At 36.0% G+C, this 23,592-nt stretch carries 26 protein-coding genes and 1 riboswitch; of the genes, 16 read left to right on the top strand and 10 right to left on the bottom strand.

Annotation, left to right across the window (positions count from 1 at the left end; genetic code table 11):
- The first annotated feature begins 12 nt into the window (after positions 1-12).
- Positions 13-1,107 (top strand): PRK06851 family protein, encoded by a 1,095-nt coding sequence (locus AC1FXZ_RS01430; RefSeq protein WP_480050287.1) that lies wholly within the window; start codon positions 13-15, stop codon positions 1,105-1,107.
- 58 nt (positions 1,108-1,165) lie between these two features.
- On the opposite strand, the gene asnB is transcribed toward AC1FXZ_RS01430, so the two are convergent.
- Positions 1,166-3,055, bottom strand: coding sequence for an asparagine synthase (glutamine-hydrolyzing) (gene asnB / locus AC1FXZ_RS01435; protein WP_480050289.1), 1,890 nt, complete (start codon positions 3,053-3,055; stop codon positions 1,166-1,168).
- 153 nt (positions 3,056-3,208) lie between these two features.
- Between asnB and AC1FXZ_RS01440 the strand changes: the two genes are divergently transcribed.
- On the top strand, positions 3,209-3,817 hold the full coding sequence (locus tag AC1FXZ_RS01440) for a restriction endonuclease (protein ID WP_480050291.1): 609 nt from the start codon (positions 3,209-3,211) through the stop codon (positions 3,815-3,817).
- 594 nt (positions 3,818-4,411) lie between these two features.
- Here the strand turns inward: AC1FXZ_RS01440 and AC1FXZ_RS01445 are convergent.
- Positions 4,412-5,623 (bottom strand): glycoside hydrolase domain-containing protein, encoded by a 1,212-nt coding sequence (locus AC1FXZ_RS01445; RefSeq protein WP_480050293.1) that lies wholly within the window; start codon positions 5,621-5,623, stop codon positions 4,412-4,414.
- Between the two features lie 209 nt (positions 5,624-5,832).
- Between AC1FXZ_RS01445 and AC1FXZ_RS01450 the strand changes: the two genes are divergently transcribed.
- Positions 5,833-6,729: an EamA family transporter gene (locus AC1FXZ_RS01450; RefSeq protein ID WP_480050295.1), complete on the top strand. Its 897-nt coding sequence runs from the start codon at positions 5,833-5,835 to the stop codon at positions 6,727-6,729.
- A gap of 48 nt (positions 6,730-6,777) precedes the next feature.
- Here the strand turns inward: AC1FXZ_RS01450 and AC1FXZ_RS01455 are convergent, their stop codons facing one another.
- Positions 6,778-7,041 carry a DUF6154 family protein gene (locus AC1FXZ_RS01455; RefSeq protein WP_480050297.1) on the bottom strand — a complete coding sequence of 88 codons (264 nt, stop codon included), beginning with the start codon at positions 7,039-7,041 and terminating at the stop codon, positions 6,778-6,780.
- A 185-nt stretch (positions 7,042-7,226) separates the two neighbouring features.
- Positions 7,227-7,339, top strand: a riboswitch (TPP riboswitch).
- A 67-nt stretch (positions 7,340-7,406) separates the two neighbouring features.
- Between AC1FXZ_RS01455 and AC1FXZ_RS01460 the strand changes: the two genes are divergently transcribed.
- From AC1FXZ_RS01460 to AC1FXZ_RS01490, 7 genes are all read left to right on the top strand, one after another.
- Positions 7,407-8,174 (top strand): ABC transporter permease, encoded by a 768-nt coding sequence (locus AC1FXZ_RS01460; RefSeq protein WP_480050299.1) that lies wholly within the window; start codon positions 7,407-7,409, stop codon positions 8,172-8,174.
- A gap of 23 nt (positions 8,175-8,197) precedes the next feature.
- The gene (locus AC1FXZ_RS01465) at positions 8,198-9,217 is read left to right on the top strand and encodes an ABC transporter substrate-binding protein (protein WP_480050301.1); all 1,020 of its coding nucleotides are present in this window, start codon (positions 8,198-8,200) and stop codon (positions 9,215-9,217) included.
- Positions 9,218-9,271: 54 nt separating this feature from the next.
- A complete protein-coding gene (locus AC1FXZ_RS01470) occupies positions 9,272-10,018 on the top strand; it encodes an ABC transporter ATP-binding protein (RefSeq protein ID WP_480050303.1) in 747 nt (248 codons plus the stop codon).
- Positions 10,019-10,048: 30 nt separating this feature from the next.
- Complete coding sequence (gene tenA / locus AC1FXZ_RS01475) at positions 10,049-10,714, top strand: thiaminase II (protein WP_480050305.1); 666 nt, start codon at positions 10,049-10,051, stop codon at positions 10,712-10,714.
- Positions 10,715-10,885: 171 nt separating this feature from the next.
- Positions 10,886-11,620, top strand: coding sequence for an ATP-dependent DNA ligase (locus tag AC1FXZ_RS01480; protein ID WP_480050307.1), 735 nt, complete (start codon positions 10,886-10,888; stop codon positions 11,618-11,620).
- A 141-nt stretch (positions 11,621-11,761) separates the two neighbouring features.
- Entirely contained in the window at positions 11,762-11,992 is a 231-nt protein-coding gene (locus AC1FXZ_RS01485) for a DUF1450 domain-containing protein (RefSeq protein WP_480050309.1), read from the top strand.
- A 198-nt stretch (positions 11,993-12,190) separates the two neighbouring features.
- Positions 12,191-12,793: a pyridoxamine 5'-phosphate oxidase family protein gene (locus AC1FXZ_RS01490; protein WP_480050311.1), complete on the top strand. Its 603-nt coding sequence runs from the start codon at positions 12,191-12,193 to the stop codon at positions 12,791-12,793.
- A gap of 65 nt (positions 12,794-12,858) precedes the next feature.
- On the opposite strand, the gene AC1FXZ_RS01495 is transcribed toward AC1FXZ_RS01490, so the two are convergent.
- From AC1FXZ_RS01495 to AC1FXZ_RS01515, 5 genes are all read right to left on the bottom strand, one after another.
- On the bottom strand, positions 12,859-13,305 hold the full coding sequence (locus AC1FXZ_RS01495; protein ID WP_480050313.1) for an Rrf2 family transcriptional regulator: 447 nt from the start codon (positions 13,303-13,305) through the stop codon (positions 12,859-12,861).
- A 330-nt stretch (positions 13,306-13,635) separates the two neighbouring features.
- Entirely contained in the window at positions 13,636-14,889 is a 1,254-nt protein-coding gene (locus AC1FXZ_RS01500) for a hemolysin family protein (RefSeq protein WP_480050315.1), read from the bottom strand.
- 377 nt (positions 14,890-15,266) lie between these two features.
- Positions 15,267-15,464, bottom strand: a complete 198-nt coding sequence (locus AC1FXZ_RS01505) for a DUF3231 family protein (protein ID WP_480050316.1) — start codon at positions 15,462-15,464, stop codon at positions 15,267-15,269.
- Complete coding sequence (locus AC1FXZ_RS01510; RefSeq protein WP_480050317.1) at positions 15,461-16,087, bottom strand: DUF3231 family protein; 627 nt, start codon at positions 16,085-16,087, stop codon at positions 15,461-15,463. Before AC1FXZ_RS01510 ends, AC1FXZ_RS01505 begins: the two co-directional genes overlap by 4 nt.
- Positions 16,088-16,469: 382 nt before the next feature.
- Positions 16,470-17,171 carry a lytic transglycosylase domain-containing protein gene (locus AC1FXZ_RS01515; RefSeq protein WP_480050318.1) on the bottom strand — a complete coding sequence of 234 codons (702 nt, stop codon included), beginning with the start codon at positions 17,169-17,171 and terminating at the stop codon, positions 16,470-16,472.
- 423 nt (positions 17,172-17,594) lie between these two features.
- Here AC1FXZ_RS01515 and AC1FXZ_RS01520 point away from each other — a divergent pair, with 423 nt between their 5' ends.
- The 4 genes from AC1FXZ_RS01520 (at position 17,595) to AC1FXZ_RS01535 (ending at position 21,006) form a co-directional block, all read left to right on the top strand.
- Positions 17,595-17,741: a YfhD family protein gene (locus AC1FXZ_RS01520; RefSeq protein WP_480050319.1), complete on the top strand. Its 147-nt coding sequence runs from the start codon at positions 17,595-17,597 to the stop codon at positions 17,739-17,741.
- A gap of 150 nt (positions 17,742-17,891) precedes the next feature.
- Positions 17,892-18,818 (top strand): ketopantoate reductase family protein, encoded by a 927-nt coding sequence (locus AC1FXZ_RS01525; RefSeq protein WP_480050320.1) that lies wholly within the window; start codon positions 17,892-17,894, stop codon positions 18,816-18,818.
- A gap of 82 nt (positions 18,819-18,900) precedes the next feature.
- Positions 18,901-20,571 (top strand): ribonuclease J, encoded by a 1,671-nt coding sequence (locus tag AC1FXZ_RS01530; RefSeq protein WP_480050322.1) that lies wholly within the window; start codon positions 18,901-18,903, stop codon positions 20,569-20,571.
- 138 nt (positions 20,572-20,709) lie between these two features.
- A complete protein-coding gene (locus AC1FXZ_RS01535) occupies positions 20,710-21,006 on the top strand; it encodes a hypothetical protein (RefSeq protein ID WP_480050324.1) in 297 nt (98 codons plus the stop codon).
- Between the two features lie 65 nt (positions 21,007-21,071).
- Here AC1FXZ_RS01535 and AC1FXZ_RS01540 read toward each other — a convergent pair whose 3' ends face one another.
- Both AC1FXZ_RS01540 and AC1FXZ_RS01545 read right to left on the bottom strand, forming a co-directional pair.
- On the bottom strand, positions 21,072-21,269 hold the full coding sequence (locus tag AC1FXZ_RS01540) for a cold-shock protein (RefSeq protein WP_315615525.1): 198 nt from the start codon (positions 21,267-21,269) through the stop codon (positions 21,072-21,074).
- Positions 21,270-21,458: 189 nt separating this feature from the next.
- Positions 21,459-21,635, bottom strand: coding sequence for a hypothetical protein (locus AC1FXZ_RS01545; protein WP_480050326.1), 177 nt, complete (start codon positions 21,633-21,635; stop codon positions 21,459-21,461).
- Between the two features lie 294 nt (positions 21,636-21,929).
- On the opposite strand from AC1FXZ_RS01545, the gene AC1FXZ_RS01550 reads away from it, so the two are divergent.
- Positions 21,930-22,298, top strand: a complete 369-nt coding sequence (locus AC1FXZ_RS01550; protein WP_480050328.1) for a hypothetical protein — start codon at positions 21,930-21,932, stop codon at positions 22,296-22,298.
- Positions 22,299-22,586: 288 nt separating this feature from the next.
- Positions 22,587-23,579, top strand: a complete 993-nt coding sequence (locus AC1FXZ_RS01555; protein ID WP_480050330.1) for a BMP family ABC transporter substrate-binding protein — start codon at positions 22,587-22,589, stop codon at positions 23,577-23,579.
- Positions 23,580-23,592 lie beyond the last annotated feature (13 nt).

Here is a 23,592-nt window from a genome sequence, read left to right on the forward strand (position 1 = left end):
AAGGGTGATTAGATGACTGGGAAGGTACTGAACTTTTATGCCGGAGGGAATACAGCAAAGGGATTTTATAGTTTATATGATTGTGCCTTAAAAGAGTTAAGCCGCCTTTATATTTTAAAGGGAGGGCCCGGAACTGGAAAATCATCATTAATAAAAGCAGTTGGTGAAAGGATGCTAGAAAAGGGACTAGATATTGAATATTTGCATTGCTCATCCGATAATAACTCGGTTGATGGGGTAATTATTCCAAAGTTTCAGATTGGAATCGTTGATGGAACGGCTCCCCATGTGATAGAGCCAAAAGCTCCAGGAGTGATTGATGAATATGTTAACTTAGGGGTAGCTTGGGACTCTAACAAATTGCAGGGCTATAGAGAAGATATCCTTGCTTTAAATGAGAAAATTTCAAAAACGTTTCAAGCCGCCTATGATGCTTTTGCAGAGGCACTGACGGCGCATGATGACTTGGAAGATATTTATATTTCCAATATGAATTTTGATGAGGCAAATAAACTAACAGATGAATTAATTGCTCGTTTTTATGGGGAAGATTCAGTAGAAAAAAAAGCGAAAGTGAAACATCGGTTTTTAGGCGCTGCAACCCCAGGAGGTGCCGCTGATTTTATTCCCAATTTAACAGAAGGTGTAAGCAAACGCTACTTTATTAAAGGAAGAGCCGGATCAGGTAAATCAACGATGTTGAAAAAGATTGCCACAGCAGCTGAAGAAAGAGGTTTTGATGTTGAAGTCTATCATTGTGGATTTGATCCAAATAGTATAGATATGGTAATTGTTCGTGAAAAAGGATTTGCGATTTTTGACAGTACAGCCCCTCATGAGTATTTTCCTGAACGCAAGACAGATGAAATTATCGATATGTATTCACGATGCATTGCGCCAGGTACGGATGAAAGGTATGCAGAAGAAATTAAAAAAGCGACAAAACCTTATAAAGACAAGATGAAGGAAGGGATTGCTTATTTAGCTGAAGCAAAGAAACTCCGAGACGAGCTAGAATCGTATTATATAAAGGCGATGGATTTCCAGAAGGTTGATGAAATAAAACAAATGATTGTAAAAGAAATCGAAGAGATTGTTGAAAGTTAAAACAATAGGTTAGCTTAAATGAGCAATAGGGTCTGACTAGCCAGACCCTATTATTAGCTTATGAAGGAATGAGCAAATTCGGCGCTTTAGAAAAACGATTTTCTAAGGTGGCTTCTTCTATGAAAAGTTGATGCCAGAGCATAAAGCAAATTAAAACCCAAATTTTTCTGCTATTATCTTTCTTCCCTAGTAAATGCTCATCAAGTAACTTTACTGTCTCTTCTCTTTTAAAAAGATAGTCAGTTGGACTAGTGAGAAAAAGGTTACGAGTAAAGTCATATAATTCATTCTTTAACCAATGGCGAATCGGGACAGGAAAGCCTAGCTTTTTTCGGTGTAAAACGGAAGAAGGGATGACTTCTTTCATCGCTTCTCTAAGTACATACTTCGTTGTTCCATTTGCAATTTTCAAATAAGTAGGAATTTCACTTGCTAGTTTAAACACCTCTTTATCTAAAAAGGGAACTCGTAACTCAATAGAATGAGCCATTGTCATACGATCGGCTTTCACGAGAATGTCTCCTGGAAGCCATGTATGGAGGTCAATATACTGCATTTTTGAAGAATCATCAAAGAAAGAAGCTTCCTCATACAGATTTCTCGTAATGGACATAAAAGGATTAGTAGCATCATAATTGGCAAGTAAGTGTTGTTTTTCAAATTCGCTAAGAATATTTGCGTTCCCGATATAACGTTCAGACAAAGGAGTTGTTCCTCTAAGCAAATAGCTTTTTCCTTTAATTCCTACAGGTAATCCAAGTGCCACTTTATGAAGCAGTGACTTTATAGCTGGTGGCATGTAATTAAACCAATTTAATGCCAAAGGTTCACGGTATATGTTATATCCTCCGAATAATTCGTCAGCACCTTCACCAGAGAGAACGACTTTAACGTGTTTGCTCGCTTCTTTTGCTACAAAATAAAGAGGTACAGCTGCAGGGTCGGCAACAGGGTCGTCCATATGCCAAATAATCTTAGGCAACTCTTCAATAAATTCTTCTGGCCGGATGAGCTTGTGGATATTTTCCACTTGTAGTTTTTCAGCTGTATCTTTTGCGATGTCAATTTCACTAAAGCCTTCATGTTCAAAGCCGACAGTAAATGTTTTTAAGTTTGGATTGTGCTTTTTGGCTAATGCAACAATGCTCGTAGAATCAATACCAGAAGATAAAAATGCTCCTACAGGAACATCACTTCTCATATGCTTTTCGACAGAGTCCTCAAGTATTTCGCGTGTTTTGTTCGCATAGCTTTGTAAATTCCCTTTTTTAGGTGTGAATGTTTTCTTGAAGTAACATTCATTTATTACTTTTTGGCCTGGCGTTTTGATTAAATAATGTCCTGGGAGTAACTTCTTAACTTCACTGGATAAACAAAGTGGCTCGGGAACATATTGATAAGTTAAATAGTGTTGCAGAGCTTCTCTTGATAATTCGTTAATCGACGTATAAAGGTGGATACTTTTTTGCTCTGACGCAAAGAAGAGGCGCCCAGCTTCCTCTATATAATAAAATGGCTTAATCCCAAATGAATCTCGTGCGGCAAAAAGAGTTTGTTCGACTTGGTCCCAAATAGCTAAAGCGAACATACCACGAAGTTCCTTTACACAGTCCTTTCCGATAGATACATACAACGCTAATAACACTTCTGTGTCAGAATCAGTCGTAAACGTAAAACCTTCAGCTAGCAATTTTTCTCGTAGTTCGAGATAGTTATAGATTTCTCCGTTAAAAACAATGTGATAACGATTTTGGATGGAAAGTGGTTGATGTCCATGTTCTAAATCAATGATGCTAAGTCTTTTAAATCCTAATTGAACAAATTCATCGGCATAGTGTCCTGTCGAATCAGGACCACGATGATGAATGGCTTCAATTGCCTTTGACCATGTATGCTTATTAATTGCTTCTGTGTTTTTCTCTCGAAATTCGCCGATAAACCCGCACATTTCGTCTCCCCCTAAATTCAGCCATTTAATAATGTGAAAGCGTTAAATTAAATATACTGCGATTCTTTTAAAATGAATAGAATTTTTTTTCGACATAGGTACAAGTTTGTTAATTGCCGCTTTTGTATACACTAACGAAAGGAGGTGTCCATCTTGAATATTCAATTTATCATTACAAGTGGAGCTATTTTCATCACTCTTATAGCAGTAATGAATTGGATTCGCCTAAAAAATAAACGTGAAGACTTCTCAGACCTTCTCCTTGACCAAATTGAAAGAGACTTAGAGCTAAGAAAAACTCTTGCAATGGGATTATACATGCGATTTCAAAAAAAAGATTCAACGAGTGAAGTAACATATAGCGCCGATTTTATTAGAGAAGATCCTGTAGCGTTTGAACATTTTGTAGCAGACATTATTGAAGATAAGTACGGTGGAGATATGTTTGTAAGTAAACCGAGTGGAGATTACGGTGTCGATTTTGAAAACCGAAGGGAAGATGGACTTTATTTAGGTCAAGTAAAGTGTACAAAAGAAGATATTGATTTTGAAACGGTTGCTTTAATACATTCAAATATGGAAAAGTGGGGTGCGAACGGAGGTTATGTGATAACCACTTCCGGCTTTACAGAGAAAGCTGTTAAATATGCAGATGGCTTAGGGGTTGAACTAATAAACGGTGTACAATTAGTTACATTATGGCTTGAGACGTTTGAGAGTGAGACTGCATACATTAAAGAACTAACTCCTTCTGATATATAGATTTTCTATAGAAAGTTTGAAGGAAGAATGATTCTTCTTGTGACGACAAACACTTATTAATATTGAGAAGAGCAAAAGAATATGCTAAGAGACTTACTGAAATACGCTGCTATAATAAGAAAAATAAATAATTGAGTGATTTTAATAAGGTCAAAGGATGATATAAAAGCATTCGTATCACCCTTTGATCATGTTTTAGCCAGCGACAGAGGCTGTTTTTGTGGATTTAAATTTAAATCCACAACCACATAAGATGCTATGTTTTAATTGTTTCATTTCCTCTTGACACTGGGGGCAAATGTTCTTCTTCGTTACTTTCATCGTATCACCTTCACGATCATAGTTTTTTGGTATAGGTTAAGATTGTTAAGAGGAGGACATCCTCTCTTGTAATTGAGAATGTGTTAAAGGTAATTGAGAAACATCACTATCGAATGAACTGCTTTTAATATTGCATAGTAGTTAATGTAATAATAACACAAGATAATAAAAAAATAATATTTAATTATAATCATTTTAATTAAATAATGCTTATAAATTTAATGAGGATAGCGAAAAAAACAATGATGGAAACCACCATTGTTTTTTTCGCTATTACCATAAAACATCAAGGACATTACCGTCGAAAATATTTGTATCTATATTACACGCCTCAGCATCAAGACCATATTGCCATCCGGCAATTAAAGCTCCGTCGGGATATTCGGGATCATATTCAGGCGCATTTTCTTCCGTTGTAATCCCAATATTTGGAGCAGCTGTCCATACATACATTTCATCCATTATGCTTGGATCTTCTTCAGAAGCAGCTTCAAATGCAACGTACAGCTCTTCGCTAGGGTCGAAAATACCGTAAATACCCGAACTGTATTCCGAGTCAGATACGACATCATGCCAACCTTGGATAAACGCAGAGTCAATCGGATAGATTGGTTCAACATTAGCGAATAATGCAACTCCTTCAGGAATACCAAAATCTCTTGCCATTTCGAGAGCAGCATTAGCATGGTCTTGCCCGTGTTCAAATCCTGTACCGTCATTGAAGTGGTTATAAATAACCAGGATTTCAATCTCTTCAGAATGAAGCAAATCAACTTCATCTTCTGTTAAGCCGTAAGAGGCACCTTCATTTGTACCTAAATAACGACCCCATACGTCTGGATCACCGAAATTTTCTCTTACGCAGGCAAGCATTTCGTCCGTTGTTATGCTCGCAGAGTCAACACCCCAAACCGTGTCGGGTGTTTCTTCATCCCCGTTTCCATTTCCGTTACTGCCATTGCCATTTTCACCGTTATCGGAACCTTCGCCATTCTCACCATTGCCGTTCTCTCCGTTATCGGAACCTTCGCCATTCTCGCCATTGCCATTTTCACCGTTATCGGAATCTTCTTCTTTCCCACTAGCAATAATGTCATTTGTAATATCATTCGTAACATTAACATCGACACTAACATGAATATCGTTATCGACACTATTGGTAACGCCGTTGTCTTTATTAGTAGTAACTTGATTATCAATTGTATTATCAACTTCAGCGTTAGCGGATTCAATTGTGTTATCAACTGTATTGTCTACTTCACTTGCATTGGCATTTATAGAGTTCGTAATATTATTTTCAACGGTGCTATCGCCAGTTTTTGCACTATTGTTGCTGTTATTAGTGGATTTAATTTGTTGCTCTTCTGTATCGTTTGCTGCAACGGGTTCGGAAGTGTTTGTTTGACTAAAGAAGGTTAACGTTAGAACGAATAGAAAAGAAACGACACCAAGGATGATAAGGGATACGTTTTTTCTATTACTCACTATTTCACCACCTTAGCTTTTCTCGAAACATCATACGTAGAGAGGCCACCATCGGTGAAGGAAATAGGTATATATAACGGTCACGGACGTATTCTGAGTAGGCATTTGTTAGGGAGAATTAGAATTTTGACTTAACAATTTCTAGATTCATTATCGGAGAAGAGTATAATAGAATCTAAATAGTAGCGAATGTGCAAGGAGGGAAGAAGTTGCAGAAAGCCTCGGTAGTGTTGGTTTTAATGGCTGCAATGTTATGGGGAACAACGGGAACAGCTCAAACATTTGCGCCAGAGAATGCAAATCCAGTGGTGATTGGAGCTGTAAGATTAGCGATTGGTGGCCTTGCATTGCTGTTATTTGTTGCGATTCAAGGAAAGTTACGTGTTCGAAATTGGCCAATTAGTATCACACTAACAGCTGCATTGAGCATGGCTGCATATCAACCATTGTTCTTTCAAGCGGTTTCAATAACAGGAGTCGCAGTTGGAACGGTTATTGCAATAGGTAGTGCACCGATCATAGCTGGTGTATTTGAATGGATTATCAAGCAAAGGCTACCAGAGAAAAAGTGGTGGTTTGCAACATCGGTAGCGATTGCAGGTAGTTTGCTGCTTTTTTCCAATAATAATCAAGAGGGCATGGCAGTTAGTTTTCTTGGGGTATTGCTCGCATTAGGTGCAGGGGTGTCATTTGCTATGTATACCATTGTTAGCAAACAATTACTTGAACGCCAAGCACCTGAAGCCGTTGTAGCCGTTGTATTTACATTGAGTGGATTATTATTAACGCCAATTATATTTATGTATGATGTATCATGGCTTATGCAAGCAAATGGAATGGGAGTAGCACTACACTTAGGGCTTTTTGCCACGGCAATAGCTTACTTATTCTTTGTTAAGGGTTTATCTGGAATTACAGCATCTAAAGCTGTGACACTCTCATTAGCAGAACCTTTAACAGCTGCTATGCTTGGAGTGTTTCTGGTTGGAGAGTATTTGGATTTATTATCATGGATCGGGGTTGGCTTTTTATTCTTAGGATTGGGAGTTCTTTCGTATTCCCCGAAGAAGGCTCGAATATCCAAAAGGAATAAAGAAGTTTCATAAAAAGAGGTTCTCTTTAATACTGTAATAAGCTAAAGAGGGGTCTGACCCCTAATGATAGAATTTAACTTCTTCCTGGTCATCTCTATTTTTTGTTTGGCCAATTCCTTCTTCTGCAACTTTAATACGGAATTTCTCATAAAGGTAAAGAGCGAGCATTTCAAATCGTTCTTGATCGGGCATTTCATCAACCAATTTCTTTATGTCTCGATCATCAAAGTCATGAAGGATGCCATTAATAATAATTAAAGCATCTTCCTCATCGCCAGTTAAATGATTTTTGTATAATTCATATAGGTCATCTACAAATTTCAATGTCTACACTCCATTCATTTTTTATTATATGTAGGTTGAGTTTTATATCTGGGAATTATTCTTTAAAAAATAAAAAACATATTCTTTTGTTGCTGGTACAATACCAAGAAAGATAGTGCAAAGTGACATAAATGAAATAAATATTTGGAAAGAAATCAATAATATGTTATGATTTACTAGAAAATTTAAAAAGCTTGGGGAGCTATAAGGTTGGCTGAGAGGATATCCCGTTTGAAGATATCGACCCTTTAAACCTGATCTGGGTAATTCCAGCGGAGGGATGTCGAACAGTTGTATTTGAGCTATGTACATATGTCTGCGTGCCCTCGGGTGTGCAGACTTTTTTATTTTAAAAGGGGGTATTCATGAGTAAAGTGAAAAGTATCGCTTCAGCAGTTCCAGCAATAATCGCAATTGCGCTGTTTTTATTAATTTGGGAGTTGTCGGTAATAATTTGGAAGATTGAAAGCTATATTCTACCAGCACCTAGTAGAATTATAGAAACATTTTTTGGAACATTTAGTCTTCTCCCTGAACATATTTGGATAACAACAATAGAGGCAGTAGTTGGATTTGGATTAGGTATTGTCATTGCTTTAGCATTGGCCTTTATTTTAGATTTATCTTCAACTCTTCGGAAAAGTATCTATCCAATTCTTTTGTTCTCACAAACGATTCCGATTGTAGCTATCGCCCCACTTCTTGTGATTTGGTTTGGTTATGGACTACTACCAAAAGTGTTAGTTGTTGCATTGGTAACGTTTTTTCCAGTAGTTGTAAGTACGATTGAAGGATTACAGTCGAGTGACCGTGATATGATTCGCCTTGCACGCTCAATGGGGAGTTCTCATTGGCAAGTGTTTCGTATTATTCGTTTTCCACATGCACTACCATATCTATTCACAGGATTGCGAATTGGAGCTACTTACAGTGTCTTAGCCGCAGTTATTTCAGAATGGGTTGGGGCAAGTAAAGGACTAGGTATTTATCTAGTCCGGGCCCAGAACTCTTTTGCCACCGATCAAGTTTTTGTGGCCATTGCGATCATTTCAATGCTAAGTTGTTTGTTATTTTTAATCATCGTTGCACTTAGCAGAATCGCAATGCCTTGGAAATTTAAAAATTCAAAATAAAAAGGACAGGAGAATGAGAAATCATGTTAAAGAAAATAAGTTTTTTTAGTGGGTTATTGTTAGTTATCGCTGCTATGGTTGCTTGCAATCAAACAGACACAGGAGAGAAAGAACAAGGTCAAGCAACTGAATCTGAAACAAATGAAGGATTACTTGATGCAACACTTGTTTTAGACTGGGTGCCAAATACAAACCATACAGGAATTTATGTGGCACAAGCTAATGAGTATTTTGAAGAGGAAGGGTTAAACGTCGAGATAATCGAACCGGCACTTGAAGGAGCTGACCAAATCGTAGCTGCTGGCCAAGCTGATTTCGGAATTAGTTCTCAGCAGGATGTAACGATGGCGCGTGCGTTAGATATTCCAGTTGTCTCACTAGCAACAATTATTCAAGAGCATACATCTGGTTTTGCTTCTCCAAAGGAAAAAGACATCACTTCTCCTCAAGACTTTGAAGGGAAAACTTATGGAGGCTGGGGGTCGCCACTTGAGGATATGATTATTGCTCACGTAATGAAAGAATTTGATGCCGATCCTGAAACGGTTGAAAATGTAACAGTAGGTACAGCAGACTTTTTCACCAATACATCTAGAGAAATCGATTTTCAATGGATCTTTTACGGATGGACAGGAATAGAGGCAGAGGTTCGTGATGAAGACATCAATATGATTTATTTGACAGATATTGATCCAGTATTTAACAATTACTCTCCTGTTATTATCACGAATGAAGAAGTGGTTAATAATCAACCTGAGCTTGCCGAGAAATTTATGAAAGCTGTTAGTAAAGGTTATGAATTTGCTATTGAAAACCCTGAGGAAGCAGCTACTATTTTAATTGATATAACACCCGAAACAGATGAAGAATTAATTCGTGCATCACAAGAATGGTTAAGTCCCAGATATCAAGGAACTGCAGAAAAATGGGGAGAACAAAGTGACGAAGTTTGGAACTCTTTTTCAGAGTGGATGCTGGAAAATAAATTGATTGAAAAAGAGGTAAAAAGTGAAGAAGCGATGACAAACCAGTTCTTGCCGTAACATAGTTCTATAAGCTGAACAGAGAAAAAATGGAACGATTTTAAAGGAGATTTTATGTATGTAAAAATTGATAATGTTCACCATTCATTCGGTAGTAGGAAAGAGCGAGTTAAGGTCATTGATGGAATGAATATCACGGTAAAAAAAGGTGAATTTGTCACGCTAATCGGACCAAGTGGTTGTGGGAAAAGTACGTTATTTAATCTCATTGCTGGACTCGAAATACCGGATGAAGGAGACATTAGAATAGATCAACAGGATATGAAGGGGCAACGAGGGCATATAAGTTACATGATGCAAAAGGATTTGTTGTTTCCATGGAAGACTGTTTTAGAAAATGTCCTGTTAGGGGCAACGATTACGAAGCAAGACCTAAAGCAAGTGAAAAAAGAGGCGTTAGAATTACTTCCTTTGTTTGGGTTAGACGGTTATGAAGATTATTACCCACATGTATTGTCAGGGGGCATGAAGCAAAGAGCTGCTTTATTACGCACATTTTTGCATAAAAAAGATTTGTTACTACTTGATGAGCCTTTCGGTGCCCTCGATGCGCTCACACGGGAAAAAATGCATGAATGGTTACTAAACATTTGGAGTCAAATGAACAGATCCGTTTTATTTATTACTCACAGCATTGATGAAGCCATCTTCTTATCAGACCGTATTTATGTACTCTCACCACGTCCAACGAGAGTGAGTCATGAATTTAAAGTTATGCTCCCACGCCCGAGGGTAAAAGAGGTAACGGTGTCAACTGAATATCTAAAATTAAAAGAGCAGTTAATGAAAGCTTTATATTAATTTAATTACAATCTGAAAGGATGATAGTATATGAAATTCTCACAACATTTAAGAAAACAGGTAGACGCAATTTGGAATGCAAGTTTTGAACATCCATTTGTAACAGGTGTGGCAGATGGATCACTCCCAATAGAAAGTTTTACCTATTATGTAAAACAAGATTCTTATTATCTATCTAAATTTGCTCAAGTTCAGTCAATTGGTGCTGCAAAGGCAAATGACTTTTACACAACAAGCCGAATGGCCTTTCATGCAAAGTCTTCTTATGATGCAGAGCATATGTTGCACGAAGGCTTTGCAAAAGAACTAGGATTGTCAAAGGATGGTGTCATAAAAGTTGATGATCCTGCGCCGACAGCAGTAGCCTATACGAATCATTTATTTTCTGCAGCTTATAAAGGATCATTAGGTGAAACAATCGCAGCCCTTCTTCCTTGTTACTGGTTGTATTGGGAAATTGGTGAAAAGTATAAAGATTCCACTCCGGGTGTGCCGATCTATCAAAAATGGATTGATACATATGGAGATGAGTGGTTCGGAAACTTAGTACAAGAGCAAATTGATCGTCTTGATGCTTGGGCAGAAAAGGCGTCAGAAGAAGAGAAACAGCGTATGGAGTCCATTTTTATTACGAGTAGCAAGTATGAATATATGTTCTGGGAAATGGCTTATACATTAGAAAAGTGGCCTGTTTAACAAATTCTATCTAGCAAGAACTCCCCCCGATAACTTGGTGTAAATACCAATTTATTCGGGGGTTTTCTTTGAGGAAAATAGAGTAACGATTTTTTCCACACTAGCATTTCCAATGGACTACTAATGAACTTACCTCATAATTTAAGTACTATTAAACATGAGGTGGTGTAAATGTTTATTTCTCCTATGCTCTTACAAGAGGTGGAATCTCCTCCAGCAGATTACGCAAACGTCATAACAGAGCTTAAGTTAGATGGAATAAGAGTCGTGTACAGCAATATAGATGGCAACCCTAAATTATACACTAGAAATATGAACGATATAACAAACTTGTTTCCGGAGATTTTATCGGTTGATTTGCCAAAGGGAATTGTCCTCGATGGAGAAATTATTTCAGTTGACGATGAGAGCAGACCGGATTTTACTCGACTAATGGAAAGGGTTTCCTCTGGAAGAGTTATTCCGACTATACAGGTTCAATATGTAGCGTTTGACATTATGTATTATGCAGCGAGGAATGTCACAAAACAACCTTTACTAAAGAGAAAAGAACTGTTAAATAAAGTGATACCGACCGATACCATTTCGGTGGTTACGTCTCAATGGGTTGAAGGCAATTCCCAAACATATTTTGAAGTCGTAAAAGAATATGATCTTGAAGGAATCGTTGTTAAGAACCCACAGTCAACATACCAAATTGGTGAAAGGTCCGATGGTTGGGTGAAAATCATTAATTATCATTATAGCAACTTACAGCGTACGGACCTGAAAGTATACTCTGGAGTAATGCTTTATGATTATGAAAAAAATCAATTAAAAAAGAAATGGAAGTCATATAGAAATAGACGAAAACTTTACGAAACATACCGTCAGTTTCTCAAACATCAGTTACCCGAGATAAATTAATGAGCGACTCCACATAAAAAAGGAGTCGTTATTTTTTGATTAATTATCTGACTTTTTAGACTATACAACAACATAAAAATTTGGTATGATAAAGTTACTTTAAATGATTATGATTATCATTCTTTGTGAGGGGTATGTAAAATGAAGAAAGTTTATTTTTGCAAAGAGAATGAATTTATAACGAAAAAAGCATATAAAGCTCTTAAAGACTCGTATCCGAAGTTAAATATTAAGAGAAAAGGCTGTCTAGGGAAGTGTAAAACGTGCAAAAAATGTCCATTCTCGATCATAGATGGCAAGGTCATGAAATGTGAAACAGGAGAAGAACTTTACCTTAAAGTAAATAAAAGAATACTTAAAGAGTCTGTATAGTTTAAGAGGGAACTGTAAATCAAAATGGGGTTTACAGCTCCCTTTCTTTTGTAGAAGCATACTTATATTAAGGCAGCGCTTCTACAAAATTAAATGTAAGATAATCTAACAAACAACCTTATTTTGTGTGAATTTTCAGTTAAAATGGTAGAGAAAAACGTTTTACCTAAACTGCTAGTGCAAAGGGGTTGTAACAATTTGTCTACAAAATCAGGAGAGAAAGTGTTACAAGAGAAGTACAATACACAAAATCGTGCGACGGCGTTTTATAAAAATCAAATGCTTACTTATTTAAATTATGATATGCAAAAGTTCATACAGAAGCAAGAAATGATGTTTATATCAACTTCAGATAAGGAAGGTAATTGTGATTCTTCTTTTCGAGCAGGAGAGCCAGGATTCATAAGAGTACTAAACGATAGAAAAATGATCTATCCAGAGTATCGAGGGAATGGTGTGATGGCAAACATGGGTAATATCATGGAAAATCCGAATATAGGGCTTATGTTTGTTGATTTTTTTGAAAGCCGAATTGGACTTCACGTCAATGGTACTGCTTATATATGTGAAAATAAAGAATTAGATATGTTAAAGCTGACAAAAGAAATGAAACGTGAAATACAACAGACAGAAGGTTCAAAAGCTGAAAGGTGGGTTGTCATCGAAGTAAAGGAGGCTTTTATTCATTGCTCTAAACATATACCAGCGTTACAGAAGGTTGAAGAATCGAATGCTGAGATACGTAAAAAAGGAGCAGGTGATTTCTTTAACGTTAAACAAAGTAAAAAGGAAGTTCAATAAAGGGATAAAATGAAGCCTGACTGGCAGTTCAAAGTCAGGCTTCATTTTTAAAATTAAGACTATATTTAGGCATTTTGTTCATGAAAACTAAAGATTTCATGAAGGTCATTACTGTTTGAAACTACATCCGCTAATGTATACTCATCTAGCACGCTTAAATAAGCTTGAAGCGCCTTATTTAAAGCAAACTTTAATTTACAGGCAGAACTAATAATACATTTATTATTGTCACGATCAAAACATTCAACAATTTGCATATTCTCTGTATTTCTTACAACCTCTCCAAGGTTAATATCCTCAGGAGGCATCGCGAGTTTAATCCCACCATTCTTCCCTCTAACTGTTTGAATTAACCCCAATTGACCAAGATCATATACAACTTTGCTCATATGGTTATTCGAGATATTGTATATTTTGGAGATGTCTTTAATTTTAGATAGACCAAGCCCCTGTCTTGTAGCTAAGTAGATAAGAGTACGAAGAGTATAATCAGTATAGTTAGTTAAATGCATTACCATTCACTCCCATGAAACACATTTAGATTTTGAAAAAGAATTAAGTACAATATAACCTATTGTAATGATAGCGAAATCTAGAACTTTCATGTATAACCTCTCTGTTTCTATCGTACAAGAAAAATAGAAGAATGTCTTTACAAAATAAGAAAATAATAATCCGTTTAGGCAAAAATCCTGTGAGAAAAAGTGACAGAGAGCGTAAAAGCAAAAGAAAGGGAGAATGGTTAGTAAGATGTAACTGTAGGTAACAAGGGAAGAAGCCCATCGAATTGACTGACTAAAAAATCAGCATTCAGAGTAAAAGTTCTTACAGATGGGCCCTTCTTAATTCGAAGAGGGAATTGTAACTTTAATTTGGCGAAGTCGTTTTTCATCTGTTTCTTCGACTTCAAGAATGATCCCTTCATATTCAAATTTTTCACCTTTTTGAGGGAATCTTTGAAATAGTTCCGTTAACCAGCCACCAAGAGTGTGATAAGGAGAGTTAGACAATTCTACATTCGCTAATCTAGCAAAATCATCTAAAGGATAATCAGCTGAGATGAGATAGGTTGTAGAATCAATTTGATTGAGCCTTTTCACTTTTTCATCATGTTCATCCCAAATTTCTCCTACGATTTCTTCTAAGATATCTTCAAGAGTAACAAGTCCTTCTGTCCCTCCATATTCATCTATTACAATCGCCATATGAGTTTTTTGCTTTTGGAGCTGGGGTAAGAGAGTTGACACTTTCATTGATTCTACGACGAACAAAGGATCGCGAATCAAATCTCTTAAATTCGTTTCTTCTCCATGGACAATCGACAAAAGAAAGTCTTTTTCAGAAAGTATCCCAATAATGTTATCGATATGCCCTTCAAAGACAGGATAACGAGAGTAACGTTCACGAAAGAACATTTCGTTTATTTCTTCTATTGAACTGTTGATGTTAATCGCCACAATATCTGTTCGGGGTTTTAATATTTCTGCAACGATAATATCATTGAATTCAAGTGAACGGTGAACAAGTTCTTTTTCGTGACTTTCGATTACACCTTCTTCTTCACTTATATCAATCATCACTTTGATTTCCTCTTCTGTCATAGAAGGATGATGTTCTTTATTTCTAATTATTTTAGAAACTCCTTTACGAAGCTTTATAAAAGCCCAAGTAATAGGAGAAAATACCGTGATTAAAAAAGCCATAATACCAGAGACTTTCAAGGTATAGGCCTCAGCGTATTCTTTGGCGAATGATTTAGGCAAAATTTCTCCAAAAATTAAGACAAGGATTGTTACAACGAATGTACTTATAAATACGCCTAAATTAGGGCCGAAAATTTGAATAGCTAATTGTGAAGAAAGAGTTGCAGCTGCAATATTAACAAGGTTGTTTCCAACTAAAATCGTTGATAAAACAACATCAAAATTTCTTGAAAGTTCAAGAGCTTTGTTAGCTCCACGAATGCCCTCATCAGAATAATTTTTCAAGCGGATTTTATTGACACTTGAATAAGCAGTTTCTGCAGATGAGAAAAAGGCAGAAAGAAATAATAATATCAATAAGAATAAAACGAGACCCATTGGTACATCAGACAAATCGTCACTCCCCAACTAATTAAGATGCTACATCCTAATTTTTTGATCGGTTTCGTCAAAAGTATTCCCAACATCAAGTAGAAAAAAACAAAAATGACAAGATATAAAATTTCAATTACCGTAATGATTAATTTGTGGGGATTACTACTCACTAAGGAATCGTAATAAGGGGACATATGTAAAATGAGGTGAGGTGACATCTCTTTCTTGTACTATTTGAAGTAAGATAATTTAATAACAAACTTAAAGGTAAGTGCAAACGCTCTATAAATATAGAGTAGGTATTCTTATGAAACTAAAGTGACAATAAAATGCAATTAAAAACTGCCATAAGAGTTATCCTATAGCAGTTAGCATTATCTCTTAGTTTAACAATGTTAGTTGTCATTTGCTTTGGGTGGGGACTCTAGCCATTGATTTTTTATCATGATATTTGCTCCATCCTCAGCATATAATTGAATTTCAGCTGAAAAACGATTATACATTGCCCCTAAATCTCTTCGTTGGCTAGTTCCGATACCGAGACCATAGAAAGCCGTTCCGACACTTGTGAGGGCACTTGCTATGTACATCATCGCATAAATCCAATTAGAGTTGCTGCGCCAAAAGCATTGCGTTGAAAGTTGTTATATAAATTGGTGATTTCGGTGGCTGCCAATGCGCGTTTTTCTCCTAAAAAACCAGCAAGAAAATTTTGATGTTCTACATAATCTATTTCATGCTCTTTTTCGATATGTGGTGGTCGAACATAAAGCCCTCTTTTAAGCAAAAGCTCTTTACTGCCTTCATAAAGCTTAATAGAATCATTTAAGCACGCCTGAAAAAAATCTGAACAGTCTTTTCTAACGGCCATTGATAGGTTCGTGGCATGAGCTCTCAAACCAATTTTTGAAAACTCATGTAAATACTCAATCATAAAGTTATCTGTAAAAATCCTTTTATCTGTAGGATTCACATCTTCCTGAACTTTGAAACCGTGAGGAACGACACGGCCGTCTGCGCTAAACATGTCAGCAATTTTTTGAACATGTTTAGTTGCAGCATCAGAAGTAAACTGGATCACGTTTTTAATTTCAGTATCCTCAACTGTTTTTAGAAAATAGTTTAATACACATACTTGAGAACTGTCGCTTAAATAGGTAGTCCATAATTGAGAAACTTCTGCCGAGGTCAAATCATTATTTATTTCCTTATCCACTTGTAAGCCCTCCTAAAAAAGTGTATATCTGTTTTATTATCTCTACATTTTCACAATTAATGTATAATTACTAAAAAGAGTTGCATCCTTTGCCCAAACAAAAGCTCTACTGCCTAATGGAGTTAGTTCTTTAAGAAACAAGACAATGATTAAATATAGTTCAAGAGAGTTTTTATGACATAATAGGTTCGTTAAAGATATCTATGCTTATTTCGTATGCTCCACCTGTTTATTAAGCCTAGTAACGGGGTTGAAAATAGAGAAAACCCCGAGTAGGGACTTTTTAATGTCCACTATTCGGGGTTCATTCATAACTAAATTGTTGGCCTTTTACTATCATTTACTTATCTTAAATAAATATAGGGTGATTCTCTACTATGGTTTATTCTGAGTACACTACAAGATCGAATTGATCTGCATTTTCTTGAATTTCAACTGCGTAAACACTTTTGGCATGTCCGTTTTGATCGATATATTTTTCGAGTCCACCTACACCACGGTGATAGGCGGTCAAAGCATGGTCCCAATCTTCATACTGATCGTATAAATAACTTAAATATTGAACTGATAATTGGATAGAATAAAGTGGGTCATACAATAAATCATCCTCATAAGGTAGACCAGCCATTTCAGCAATCCACGGTGCCGTATTTTTCATAAATTGTGCCATCCCATAGGCATGACCATATTTCGTTTCAGGTCCTACTAAATTCGGATCAAATGTGCCTCCCGTTTCTGTGCTCAATAGTTCATAAACGATAAAAGGGTCTATATCGTGTTGTTGGGCCATTTCTCCAAGAAAGATTCCCCACTCTTTTTTAAACTTTCCATCACTGTCTTCATATAAATCATCAGCAATCTGTGTAGACGTTACATATGATTCGAAGTTAACAGCAACATCTGATGAAACCGGCTGTTCATGAAAATATTCTTGCATTTCCTTCATTTCGAGAAGTTCTTTTTGTTGTTCATTCAATTCTTTTGTTTCCGTTAATGTATCGTTTAGTTCTGTGTTTTCAAAATAAAGAAATCCGATAATGAAGGATAGAAATAGGACGAGGCTTGTTATAATTGTTCGCTTCATCTAGTTTTCCTCCTTGTGTTTTATTTGCTCTGCAATGTTGTCTATCGTAACGAAATCCGAGCAGTTACTCAAATCGATAGAGTAGGTAAAATGGAGAGAATAACTAGGTTCAGAACGCATCGTACTTCCTCTGAGGTATAATCCTTGCTTTATGCAGCTTTATTCTTTAAGATCCTCTGAAATTCAAAGAAACGACTGGAAGAGATTTTTTTTAGAGGAAAACCTTAACTATTTTCAAATATAAATTGTTAGTACCTTCCACTTTACAGTTAGTAAAAGCATAAAAAATGCCATCTTATTTTGAAATATTGATAAAAGGTTCAGTATTAATATTATCCAGACAATATGTACCACTCATGACAAAATAGAGACGGCAAATACTATCTTTAGAATTAACCACTATTCTTTAAGGGGGATATATACATGAGTAAGAAAAAAATGCAACAAGGGCAGTATGATGAAGTAGAATATTCTGAAGAGTTAGCTGATACTGAAGACAAAGAAGCAATGGCTCGTATGGATAAAGCCGACGGGAGAGCGCAAAAACGACAAAAGAGAAATAAGAAGTAAAAACAAAGCAGCTAATAAGAAATAAGAGGGTGTTACAAAAAAGAGTATTGTAGCACCCTCTTTATTAGTAGATCCAGTCACAGAGTAACTAATGGGCAATACCGCTTATTCATGATACCATGAGAGAAAAGAATAAGGAGGCTGTCTATTATGAAAATTTTAGTTCAAGGTGCTGGAGCATTGGGTGCTTATTTTGGAGGGAGGATGTTAGAAGCTGGTTATAATGTCTCTTTTTTTGTAAGAGAAAAACGAGCTGCACAGTTAAAAAAGGAAGGGTTGAAAATCTTTAGTCCTGAAGGGAATTTTGTGACGAAAGATGTCAACGTATATACATCCTTAGAAGAGGTTAAAAATATTGATTTAATGATCCTTGCTGTAAAAGGATATCATCTTGACCAAGTTATTCCACAAGTTCAAACCATTGTAGAACAAACGGGAGCGTTTGTGCTGCCATTATTAAATGGAGCAGAGCATTTACAAAAATTGCAAGAAATACTTGGTGAAGAAAAGGTGCTCGGAGGGTTTGCTTCTATTATTGCCACATTAAATGAGGAAGGTCACGTCGAGCATACAAGTGGTGGTAGTGCTGTTAAGTTTGGAGCTCTTCATAATGAACAATTACCAATCTGCGCACAACTAGAAGAGGTACATAATCTTGTAAGAACAAATATATTAAGAGAAGAAAATATTTTAAAACATATGTGGAAAAAATATATTTTTATTACAGCGTTTTCAGGAATCACTTCAGCAATGCAACTGCCGGCAGGCTTTATAGCGAGCTCAGAAGCTTCCTTTACTGTTGCAAGAAATGTGATCTATGAAATGAGTGCGCTTGCAGGTAAAGAAGGTATTGAGTTAACTATGCAAGAAGTAGAGTCGATGGCTCAACGTTTAAAAGGGTTCCATAAAGACGCAACTTCTTCCATGCATCAGGATATGCGAAAAGGACTTCCTATCGAGGTAGAACATTTACACGGTGGAGCATTGCGTTTAGCTGCCAAATATGGCGTGAGTGTACCAGTAATAGAAACTATTTACGGTATTTTAAAACCTTACGAAAATGGAAAGCCGGATTAATATAAAAAATATGAGCCCAAATAAAGGTTAACTGTATAGGTCATACTAAGGTTATTAGGACCTAAAAAAGGAGGTTATTTATTTGGGCAATACAGAAAGTTCTTTATCCATCTATGCATTAGGTGGATTGAATGAAATTGGGAAAAATATGTACGCAATTGAGTGTGCAAACGAGATCGTGATAGTTGACTGTGGGAACAAGTTTCCGGATGAAAGTCTGTTAGGAATTGACCTGATTGTCCCCGATGTAACTTACTTATTAGAAAATAAAGAGAAGGTTAGAGCTTTAATTGTCACACATGGACATGAAGATCATATCGGAGGCATTCCTTTTTTCTTAAAGAAGTTAAATGTACCCATATATGCAACTCGATTTACTCTTGGGTTAATTGAATTGAAATTAAAGGAACATAAACTTTTACGGGAAACAGAGATGTATGAAATTGATACAAGTTCAAATTTGTCATTCGGTCAAATGAACGTGAATTTTTTTAAAGTAACACATAGTATTCCCGATTGCTTAGGTATTGTTTTCCGTACACCGGAAGGGAATATCGTTCATACGGGTGATTTTAAATTTGATTTAACCCCTGCAGGTAACGAGCATTCAGACATTCATAAAATGGCTGAAATCGGAAAAGAAGGTGTCCTGCTTCTCTTATCTGAAAGTACGAATGCAGAGCGTCCTGGCTTTACTCCATCAGAGCAAATGGTCGGTGAACATGTATTAGAAGCTTTTAGGAAAGCAGAACGCAAGGTGATTATATCTACCTTTGCTTCAAATATCAGCCGAGTTCAGCAAGTGATTGATGCTGCGCAAAAAACCAATCGAAAGCTTGGTTTACTTGGTCGTAGCATGGTGAATGTCGTATCGGTTGCTATGGAACGAGGGTATTTAAGCGTTCCAGATGGAATGCTGATTGATCAAAATGTAATCAACGAAATGGCACCAGAAAAAGTTGCTATTTTATGTACAGGAAGCCAAGGAGAACCAATGGCCGCTTTAGCTCGTTTATCAACTGGTAATTTCCGAGGTGTAGACATCTTATCAGGGGATACGGTTATCTTTGCAGCCGGCCCAATACCGGGGAATGAACGAAGTGTTACAAGTATCGTAGACAACTTGTATGCAAGAGGTGCGAACGTGATTTATGGTTCGGGAAGTTCATCTGGTATGCATGTTTCCGGCCATGGCTATCAAGAGGATTTAAAACTAATGCTTACTCTGTTGAAGCCCAAATATCTCGTTCCAATTCATGGAGAATATAGGATGCTACATCATCATCGCTTGTTAGCTGAGTCGGTTGGAGTTGAGCAGGGAAATTCATTTATTATGAACAATGGAGATGTTCTAGATATTGAACATGGAATTGCAAAACAAACTCGTAACATTCCTACAGGAAACACTTATGTTGATGGAATTGGTGTAGGGGATGTTGGTGATATTGTATTACGCGATCGCAAACAGCTATCAGAGGATGGAATGATTGTGATCGTTCTAACAATGAGTAAAGCAAAAAGAAAATTGATTTCATCACCCGACACTATTACTCGTGGGTTTATATATAAAGAGTACGAGGAGCTCCGAAAAGAGGTTAACCGTGTGATTGCAAATACGGTGGAAGAGATAGAAGAAGAGAACAGAAATCAATGGAATATGATTAAAAAACAAGTGAAAAAGTCTGTAGGACAATATATATTTTCACATACAAAGAAAAAACCAATGATTATTCCAATTATTATGGAAGTATAAATTTAAATGGTAGGAAACGGCGCTTATACATTCATAAGCGCCTATTTTGTACGTTAAAAAGGATGCCCTATCTTGACCGATTATTCTGTAACTTTACATCATGTATATTCGTTTATAAAATAGAAAATTGAGAGGAGGATGAATAACATAAAACATTTTATGATCGCTTCAAGTTTAATTTTACTTACATTAGTTGTAATTAGCTTTTTAATTGGTTTTGTGTTTGATCTTAGCCTAGTTAATGTAGCTTTTATAGTCGGAGCTATTTCGCTGTTACTTTCAACTAGTGGTACGTCTACAGAGGCTCATCTTGCTATGAAAACACTTGGGAATTATGTACCACGTGAAGGAAATAAGCTAGTTTCATTTTCACCACTTTTATTTGGTTCTATTCTTTTACTGATCCTATGTTTCGTCTACTCGATAATGGTTTAGTAGGCGAATTTTTTTACTTATAAAACAAAAAAGCCACCAAATAGGTGGCTTTCCAAAAAAACTGCTTACTTTTGAACGTTAGCAGCTTGTGGTCCGCGAGCGCCTTGTTCAATTTCAAATGAAACAGTTTGACCTTCTTCTAAAGATTTGAATCCTTCTCCTTGAATAGCAGAGAAATGTACGAATACATCGTCGCTACCTTCAACTTCAATAAAACCGAAACCTTTTTCTGCATTAAACCATTTTACTGTACCTTGTGTCATGATATTGCCTCCAACGTGGATTATCCACAAAATTATTACTATCCTTGCCCATCTATAATCCATCAAGACAAAATCACTTATAAAAGATAATTTATTCTATCAGTTTATCCGAACAAAAATAATTAACTTAATAATAACAGATGTATTTAGTAAAAGCAAGAAACAAACGAAAAGATTATTGCTTCAAACTTATTTCTTGAGTTGTTCTAATTCTTCCTCAAAGTAAAATGTACTCGGATGCTCCAAACAAGTATAGGAATATCTTTTCATATTCGGTACGTAGCTAAGCTTATTAATGGTTATTGTTTCACCAGTTGATTTTAACAAGACTTTATCATTAGGATGAAATTTATTTTTGTTTTTCATTGAAGAACCCCCAACTTCTAATTAATTAATTTTTACATAAGCTGTCTAAAAAGACATACTAAATGTTTTGATGAGTGTGCCTGTACACTTTTACTCATTCCTTTTATTATCTCACAGTTGTGACTATTATGCTAAAGTTCTTTTATAATCCATATCTAAAAAAAGCGTTTACTTATAAGAGGTAGTAAAAATAGGAAATAGAGGGTATACTTATAGAAAGACTTTTTCCCTTTGATCTTCTGGTGTTTTGACTCACCAACCCAGGGCGTGAGTCCAACACGAAAGGATGACGATATGACGAATATAGTTTATCAAGCTAAAGCTGGAGATGGATTTAAAAAGAAAGGGTTTAGAAAAATTAACTCTGTATTTAACACTCCTCAAGAGGCCGTTGCTGAAGCACTAGCTATAAAAGAAAAGATGGATCTCGATTATGAGAATGGAATAGAATGGGATTATAATGGGAAAATTACTGGTTCTTCTGAAAAAATGAATTTTCTAAAAGGTTATTTGGGTGGAAACCGGGAAACAAAGCCTTTTTATTTGCAAATTGTTACGTTCGAATCAAAAGAAAAAGCAAAAAGGAAATCCAAAGTCAAAGCTAAAAAAATGAATTCTAAAGATAAAGAAGTTTTCAACAAAGTAATAGATCTACTTAGATAAGTAACTTGTTTCCTTGTAAACACCCTATACTTGACAGACAAGTATAGGGTGTTTTTTGGTGGGATTTGGGGTATTTATTAGCTTTTAGTTGACATTTTAGATAAGAAAGTTATTAGTGAAGTGTAAAAATAATCCACTTAATTTATTTCTTATAATTATATTATGTAAACTTGGTACTTGCCACAGATGTCATTTTGATCGATTTTGTCGAATCTAGCAGAAAAAAGGTAGAATGATTGCTCTTTTTTTAGTAAAATAGACCTAAATAACTAAAAAGGAGAGTTGAAAATGCAGCAATCTCAAACAAAAATGGTGCTACTAGTAACAGTGATTGTTGCAAGTGTATTTGTTTCTATATTTGTTTTAAGGGTAGGAAACTTGTTATTTCAAACGAATCCTGTAACTAATGCTGGTGATAATAAGGATGTTGCGATCATTACAAGCGATATTATCGCTGATCAAAGTTGGGGGAGTCTTGCTTATAAAGGGCAGTTAAAAATAGAAGAGCAATTCCCAGTTTCAGTTTCATTATTTAGTGAAATTAATACAGACCAATTAACCGAAGAAATAGTGATACAATTAGTAGAAGAGAATGTCGAACTTATTATTGGTCATGGAAGAGAATTCGCTAATGTATTTACAAAACTAGCCTTAGACCATCCGGATATTCACTTTGCAACAATTCACGGCACATCGGAACACCCTAATCAATCAGTCTATACATTTAATCAAGGGGAAATAGAATTTGTTGCAGCTTTAGCTGCCGGACTTAAGACGAATTCAAATAAGGTCGGAGTGATAGATGCGTATGACACTAGAGAGAACAAACCTCAATTTGAAAAGGGACTACGTACTATTAAACCAGAATCTGAATTTCATTATAGGATAGTAGGAAGTAGAGAAGATGGAGATAAGGCTCTTGAAATACTTGAAGAATTAATTCAAGAAGGTGTGGATGTTGTCTATTCAAAAGGTAACGCCTATAATCGTAAAGTAATTGAACGTGCAAAACAACAGGGGATATACGTGATAGGATACCTTGACGACCAATCGTATATGGCAGAAGATGTAATTTTAACTAGTGTAATGAATGACGTATCACAAACTTATGTAGCAATCATGAAGGATTATTTTAGTGAAGATGGCATTCCCTCAGGTACGATTATGTTGACAGATTTAGATGGTGTATATAAATTAGGTCAGTTTGGTCCGATGTTTACAGAAGAAGAAAAGGAATATTTGCTATCAAAAATAGCAGAAGTACGACAAAATGTAAATTAGTTTAGGATTTCGG

It is taken from the genome of Halalkalibacter sp. HAAS-P014, assembly GCF_056619965.1.